Below are 7,771 nucleotides of genomic sequence, written 5' to 3'. Positions count from 1 at the left end.
GGTTAAGAACATCATATTCAAATTGAAGGATTCAGATTCATATGGAACAAAACGCGGAAATAGATTTATCGAACGATAACAACAACAATAATAACAAAAACAATTTTACCATTCGCCTATCCGTGTCGAGGCAGACCATTGCGGCAAAAGACCGCGCAGGGATGATCAACCAGTTTGACGAGCGCGAACTGGAATCGATGGACATCAAATCATTGAAGGAAGTATTTACGTCCAGAAACTACTCGACTAATTTTTGGAATGGCACGCGACACGGATCAACATATGTAGGAATGACCGGCGTCGCGTTGGACTTCGACGCGGGCATGACGATTAGTGAAGCCATGAATGTGTTCGCGCCGTTTAACTACATTTTACATACATCAACATCACACAACGTGGAGAAGTGGGGGATTGTCGCGGAGCGATTCCGCGTCATTCTCCCCTTTGCTCCGAGCGATCTTCGATTCGTAAGTTCTCGGGACTGCAAGAAGGTCTATTTGAAACTGCTGTCTGCTTTTCCCCAAATAGACTCGGCCTGCACGGATGCCGCCAGACAGTTCTTTCCGTTCTGTGCCGAGCGTGGTGCTAAGTACGAAATGCATGTCAATGAAACGGGTAAGTATTTTGACATCACCATTGACGACGTACGAGATGAAGACGTCAGATCGGACTATCCAGAACACGTGTGGGATGGTACGCTAAAACCAAGATCCGAACTTGATCGGATTCTTAAGTTTTGCCCGTTTGTGAAGTGGATGAAGGACAACATTGACAACGCTGACACAGAAATGCACGAACCTCTGCGGTTTGGGTTCATCTCCAACTTGTGCGGATACGAAGGTGGCGCGGAAGAAATACACAAGGTGCTAAGCAGGGATTGCAGGCCCGGCAAGTATACGCGCGAGCTAGTAGATGACAAAATTCAACGGAATCGTGAAGAATACAATCCGCAGACCTATGCCAGATTGAAATATCTGGGATGGCCTGGCCCTGTTCCGTCCAAACCCTTGGCACCGGCGGGTTGGGGGAAGATTGGGACGAAGACTGTGCAATCACCGGACTACGTTAGAATCGGTTGGGAAGACAACATCGTAGTAAAGATCAACGGTCATTGGACCGTCGTAAATCTCGAGGAAGCGAAGTATGCGTTGCTTCCCAGACATAAGACTATCTGTGCCGTCTGTCCGGTGTGCAGCGATGATGCGGCAATGCTTAAATCTGATACCTACAACTTCGTCCATATCTGGTGTGAAAAATGTCAAAAGCCGTATTACGAAGCGGCACTGTCCCCGGGGATGTTCACCTACAAAAACAAGCTTCTGCGAGTGGAGAAACGGTCCGACCAGTTCATCAGCATGGAAGTACTGGACGAAGAATCCTTTCGTGACAAAGCGGATTACACGTATGTCAAACGTAAGTTGCTGACGGATTTGAATCGCCGTTTTCTGGATGACCAATTTCAGATTCGTAGAATTGGAAGCGCGGACTTTGAACAGCTTGATTATGAATTTCGTATGCAGGAGAACGCTCTAGTATTCAAATATCCGGCCCTTCCAGTTGTAGCCACGGACAATGCGTTGATCGACAACTTTCTGGACACTATGTTTGGCGAGTACAGCGGTTTCAGTAAGGATTGGTTGGCCATGTATTCTTACACCAACTATCTGACGCTGCCGGTGATCATTCTAACCAGTGAACGCAGCAGCGGTAAGGGAACTTTTGTCGACATGGTTAGCAGCATTTTCCCCAGATTGGCAGGCAGTTGGGTCGGCGTGAATGAGACGTTTAACGACCAGTTCAAGGGGAAACTGATCTTCGTCGATGAAAACTCGAACGGTGATAAGCCTATGCAATACACCGAAATCAAGAAGATCACGGGAAACAAAGTGATTCGTATTAATGAAAAATATACACCTGCGTATTACGTGCCTAATAACGCCAATATTATTATCGCAACCAACGATCCACGCCCGATCTTTCTGAAGTCACGGGAGAAACCGAAGTCTGAAAACGTCAATAACTTCTTCATCTATGGCGTGCCCGAAGTGGACGCGAAGAAGATCGACAAGGAATTGGGAGCAAAGCTTCAGGCAAGACTTGGGCATTACATTCGAACCGAGCTAAAGCAGCGTTATGATAGGTTGTGTTCTGAAAATCTATCTAACAACCGCTATACATTAGCGGCGCCGATGACAGATTTGGCTCGTATGCTTTTCGAATCTGCTAAGACCATTATTGAACTTGAAACAGAAGAATTGGCGGAAATCTTAGTTTGTGGTGTAGACGATCCGGATCCCTTCAATCCTTTCGGCAGAATACAATTCAGTGCAAAGGAGTCCCCCGGCAAGAGATACGTCCAGTTAAGCGAAATTCGAGAACTAATTGGCAAGTTGCGATTCAAGGGCAGTTCCAATCCCAAAGCCTACGTCAACGTCTTGCAGGAGCAGGGTGTTTTGTCCCACGATGGAAGTCACAGGGAGAAGTCGCAGCGTCTGGGGTACCTGATTCTGCGTGACAAAGGGTTCTATGCGGATCCGGATGATACCGGGAAAACTGGGGGAACGGGTTCGGAGATGCCTAAGCCCAAGCCGTCTGCCTTCGATTAGGTTTCGGGTCTGGGTCTGGGTTCCAAAGGAGCCCGGACCGGGTGACGTTGGTGACAAAAGTGACAAACGGGTTTTGAAAAGTGTCACCAAATGTCACCTATATTACTGTAGTAAAAATAATATATTAAGAACAGTCGGTGACGGAAGTGACGGAAGTGACAGGTTTTTGGGTAAAAGTTTTCTGGAAGTGTATGATCCCTTGGATTCCGGTGGAACGCGGGGTGGGCAGTTCCTATAAATAGTTTTGAAAATTAGTGTCACAAGCGTCACTTCCGTCACCACAACAATAAAAACAATAACTTAAGAGGTCCGATTTGTGTCACCGGAGTGTCACCGAAATGTCACTTTTGTCACCGGCCAAGTTGGGAGAATTCATGAAAGCAACCACACAATACATCCGCCTACTCCTCCAATGCGCCAACAAGCTGCCAAGCAAGTCCCAACACACCATGCCGGATCAGCGCCGGAGTGATTTTGGACTGGATTCCGTTCGCCGCCAACAGCAACCCCTGCCAGGATGGGCTGACGCGGCCCACGAGAACCTCCTACGCTACGTTGGTGGTGGAGTGGAAGCGGAAAACACGCTTAGCGTTGGATAATGCTGGGGAAGCCCTAATAGGGCTCCTGTGGCTGCCGTACGTGGCCACTTGGGACACACGTGTGCACCAAACTGACAAAGATCAACGCAGGCATGTAATCGTCTCTAGCGTCTCCAATAACACCTGTAGTAACTAAAAAGAGTAGGTCAAAAACCTACTCTTTCTATTTGGGTAACGAAAAAATCAACGATGCCGATGTCTTCGTCTAAGCCATTTGATTAATGCGTTGCCTGCGTCCAACAACAGGTCAAACGGTATTCTGCGCCACAAAAGCCCTCCGAAGTAGTGATTCCATTACTTCTTATGCCAGAGAATCACGGCACATTCGCTGAAGATGCGATTTCGTTATGTGGTAACCTCCAGATTGCAAAGGTCCACTCGTTCGGTTGATAGGTTGCCATTAGGCCCCCGTCCATGCTGAAGGCAATTGGGTCGTCATGGCCGATCAGTATTTTCTCGACGTTGCCCGTCTTCACGTTAGTTGCCCTAACACTAGGGAGATCGCCCTCCGAACTAGCTTTGATTTCAAAATTGTCCCCCGGGCTTCGAAGCGACTCGTGATACTTGTGCATTCCCTCCAATTTGTCCAGTCCTTTTTCTGACGCCCTACCAAACTTCACTTCACCATAACCCCTTGGATCAAGCACCTTCTCGATATATTCAAATTCTCCGCCTATTACGACCAGCCTGTTCTCGACAAATGACACTCGTTGCACCCAAGAGTCGGTGTCATATTGACCTACAACGTTGGAAGTGGCCAAATCCCAAACTACAATTGCACCCCAAGAGTAACCCGCGTTGCCCGAAGACCCGCCAACTGCCGCGAAGTACTTCAGGTCAGGACTGAACGCGCAATCGGTTCGCACGGGGCTTTCCAGATCTTTGGGTACGGCCAGTGTCTTTGTGACGCTCCATGGATCGTTAGAAGCAGTCGACGTAGCGCTTAGTAGTTCTCCTTGCTCTATAATTGCAGTAAGCTCGTTTGTCGAGTCCGCCAACAAGGCAAGTGCAATTGACGCAAGAATATTGTTTGTCTTGATCGTTGCTGTTGAAACGTCAAATTCCTCCTGCGCTTGCGAGACTCCAGATTCGTAGGCGGAAAGTTCCTTGTCTATGGTCGCTAGTTTGGTTGCAACAGATCGAGCCACGGCATCTAGTCCATATTGCCGAGACAAAGCAGGATCAATAGTTTTGTCGATCTCGCCAAGAGTAGATGCGGCATTTTCAAGATGGACAAGAGCGGAACTCATAGTCAGCTTTGGCGCAATATACATCTGGCCAGTTTGCTGAGTCAGAAGTTCTCGTAACCAAGAAACACCAGGCTTTCCATCATACAACTGACTTTCTCCAATCGGCCGATTGTAATACTGGCCAACCATCATTTGGAGAAGATCAAATTTTGTTAAACCACCGATTCTGTCGCCTTCACCGCGAATTCTGCCCGCAATTGCGTTAGCTTGTCCGATCACATCAAAGAACGCACCGCGAGATTCTCTTTCAACGAGAATTGCCAAGCAATTCCGAATTGTCTGCGCCTGAAAGGTCTCTGGAGTTAAGCCTAAGACCAGCGAGTATTCTCTTTGTGCGAGAAGTGATTCGCATGCGGCCGTTCGCCAAGCCTCGCAGCTTTGATCTTCTGCAAACGTCGTGATTACTTCTGCGAAATTCCCTTGCCGAAGCATCTCTTGTGCCTTCTCCGAATTCGTGGCACATCCGACTAGAAGGGAGCAAATGATCACACATCCAACAAGGTACCGCATTGTGCCTCCGGAATCTTGGGAACAAAGTCTGACAGTGATTCCAAGGCACAAAAAAGACCTCTGGGTTTCGCTGACAGCCCAACGCTTAGTTCCTGCCAAGCGGATGAGTCCGTACAACGTAAACGACCAGAGGCCTAACTTCCAAAACGGAAATCAGGCTGTCTGCGATACTTACGTTATACGGAAGACTCAAAAGTCTCCGCTTGGCAGGAAGTCTAAATGTACGAAGGGATCAGGCGGAAGTCAAGGGGAACCTGCGGGCAAAGAAAAGGTCAGCAAACTGCTGACCTTGTGCGTCCCAGAACCATCTTCCACTTACGATTTCTTCTTGCACGACCAATTTGGATAGTCGTCACTTTTGTGCCGATTATTCTCCCAATGCAAAGGTTGGAGGTTGCTAAGATCGTCTGACCCATTCTTTGCCACGGGTTTGTCGTGGTCAATTTCCCATCCAAAATCACCAAGCGTTCCATATGACGCCCTCCGAATTATGGCACCGCAACTGTCTTTGCGGTACTCGGCTGCGTCTCGGCCCGCAACAACAGTCCCTTTGTCCCAGACCGCCGTCACGGTGCTTTCGCCAAACGAAGATCCATCACGTTTTGTACCATGTTGTCGTGCCATTATGTTCCTCTTTGAATTTATGGCTTTGAGGGTTTTGTGAGTTTGTTTAAGCTTGTTGTCTGGCCAAACTGAAATGTTATTGCGCACCAACAGCGAAAGTCTAAGACCTAACAATATGTAACAGGCTGTGCTTCACCTGACGGTCATTTAGCCATTTGCTCGTATGCATTAAGTTCAGTTGCGAGAAGAACGGAAACGATGTTGGCCAACGATAGCCTGATTTCGAAATCACCGCTAATACAACTTCGAAAGATTTTGGATCTACATCGTTAGCCGAAAGCTTCGCCTTCAGAGCACCCATGAGGGCAGGCACTTTGGCTTTGATACTTTCCCGATATTTCGAATCGTTTAGTAAACAATCGGTAGAAATCCTCGCTTGCGCAAAAAGATGACTTAACGTCGAAGATTGGTGCCACGGTTTTATGTGAACAAACTGACCTGCATCTGTAAGAATGTCACAAATCTCAATCCGGCCTGATGCCGTGCTAACCTTAACGGTCTCTTTGTCAAGCAATATCCACTTGCCGCCACTAGATTTGGTTGCACGTTTAGAATATGCATCTTCTCTTTCATTACTGCGCGCGTTCGGTGCTTTTAGTTTTGACAATGGTATTTTGTCAACATACCTCGCTAAAGCAATCGTGAAATCCTTTGACACTTCATACCATTTTCCGCTAAACAGGACATACTTACTACCATCCAAGATAGTGTCGAAAACCAAGCAGTCATATACTGACCAGGCTGGTTCCATGGTTCCGTCCAGTGAATTCTTGACAAAGACCTTATGTTTCCTTCGCAGGGCCTCAATGTCAATTCTTGCTCCGGATTTGATCGACGACATGAAATCAGAAAGCTCTAAGAAGGCATGTGGATTGCCTTCATCCGTCTCCGTTGAGAATCGGAAGCCTGAATCAATGTTTGGGAGTATAGCAGGTGGAGCCATGTGCACTCCAATTGACTCCTTATCAAGAAGCTTGTCTGCCAATTTTCTGTCGAGGTCCGAAATCGTGCTAGTGCTTCGCACAAGAGCAACGTTGTCAACCCATGCAAATCGCTCTTTGTATTTTGAGCCCTTATAGACCTTTAGTATCTCTTTACACTTGTTGCCTAAGTCGTTAAGCTCAATCGGTAATGTAATCGCTAGCGCTTCTGCACCCGACACGCTGTTTGCAAACTTGGGGTCATTTGGTATACCAGTGACAGCGCGCAACAAATCGCGACTCGTATCTACACCAAACTCATCTATTGAAGACTGTTGACTTGATTGTTTGCGTGTCTGAATTGTGTTGTCATCAATTGTCGCAGCGTCAATGGAACGAAGACTGTCTGGATTGACCGAGTTTAGGGCCACTTTGAGCCCAAAATCTTGAACACTACAGTTTGTTTCTAGCAAGTGACGTCCGTGACCAAAAGTCAAGGCGAAGAACCTACTTTTCCTTCGGTACGTTATCTCTACAAGCAGCACAGCTGAAAGTGATTGGCTATACATATTTTCGATCTTGTGCCGATCACTGCTTTTAAGTCCATCTGATAGAAACGATACCCAGTCAGGAGGGCGACCTTCAGGTTCTTTCACGAAAAGAGTACCATTGAAGTCAAGCCCTGACGACAGAGGGAACTTACTCAGGGTGCCCTTGCTACTTAAGGCATCTTCCGCATTAACCGTTGAGTCCTTAATAAGCCTAAGTGTTAATCGCCAGATCTTCGATTTTGTTGGCATATTGCTCTATTTAGTATTTCAGTTGCCTACTGATCTTTGATGCTCATGCCTAACGCGATGCTGCATTCCACTATCACACAATTGCATGGTGATTCAATAAGGCCACTTACCTTGCTCGATGTAAGACAACTAAAGCACAATGTCCGATTGCTGCTCGCCATTACGCAAAGCGTCGACATCAATCTCCAGTGCTTTTACCTTTAACTGAAGATTTCGTCGCGCGATGTTCATTTGACGCGCGGCCTGCGAGATATTGCCGTTCGTTGACCGAAGGACTGTCGTGACGAATGATCGTATGAAAATGGACATGGCATCCCGATAGTCATTAGGAAATGCCTGGCCCTGAATGCGAATGTCGGTTTTTGAGTTCTGCAATTGTCTTGTCCCCGTTGGTTTCGATGCCATCCGAACCTCCCATATGTTGAATCGGTGGGTGTTCTCAAAGAAAGTACCCAATAGAAA

General features: G+C 47.3%; 5 protein-coding genes. 1 reads left to right on the top strand and 4 read right to left on the bottom strand.

The window, feature by feature from the left end; genetic code table 11:
- The first annotated feature begins 41 nt into the window (after positions 1 to 41).
- Positions 42 to 2,606, top strand: coding sequence for a hypothetical protein (locus H6507_10950; protein ID MCB9369614.1), 2,565 nt, complete (start codon positions 42 to 44; stop codon positions 2,604 to 2,606).
- Between the two features lie 913 nt (positions 2,607 to 3,519).
- Here H6507_10950 and H6507_10945 read toward each other — a convergent pair.
- The 4 genes from H6507_10945 to H6507_10930 all read right to left on the bottom strand — a co-directional run bounded on the left by H6507_10945 (position 3,520) and on the right by H6507_10930 (position 7,714).
- A complete protein-coding gene (locus tag H6507_10945) occupies positions 3,520 to 4,719 on the bottom strand; it encodes a WD40 repeat domain-containing protein (protein ID MCB9369613.1) in 1,200 nt (399 codons plus the stop codon).
- A 561-nt stretch (positions 4,720 to 5,280) separates the two neighbouring features.
- Positions 5,281 to 5,589: an HNH endonuclease gene (locus tag H6507_10940; GenBank protein ID MCB9369612.1), complete on the bottom strand. Its 309-nt coding sequence runs from the start codon at positions 5,587 to 5,589 to the stop codon at positions 5,281 to 5,283.
- A gap of 100 nt (positions 5,590 to 5,689) precedes the next feature.
- Positions 5,690 to 7,309, bottom strand: coding sequence for a TIGR04141 family sporadically distributed protein (locus tag H6507_10935; protein ID MCB9369611.1), 1,620 nt, complete (start codon positions 7,307 to 7,309; stop codon positions 5,690 to 5,692).
- A 129-nt stretch (positions 7,310 to 7,438) separates the two neighbouring features.
- Positions 7,439 to 7,714: a hypothetical protein gene (locus H6507_10930; protein ID MCB9369610.1), complete on the bottom strand. Its 276-nt coding sequence runs from the start codon at positions 7,712 to 7,714 to the stop codon at positions 7,439 to 7,441.
- Between the last annotated feature and the right edge of the window lie 57 nt (positions 7,715 to 7,771).

The organism is Calditrichota bacterium, assembly GCA_020637445.1.
Lineage (GTDB): Bacteria > Electryoneota > RPQS01 > RPQS01 > RPQS01 > JABWCQ01.
The sequence above is the reverse complement of the archived record's forward strand: the minus strand, read 5'-3'. Positions and strand labels throughout refer to the sequence as shown.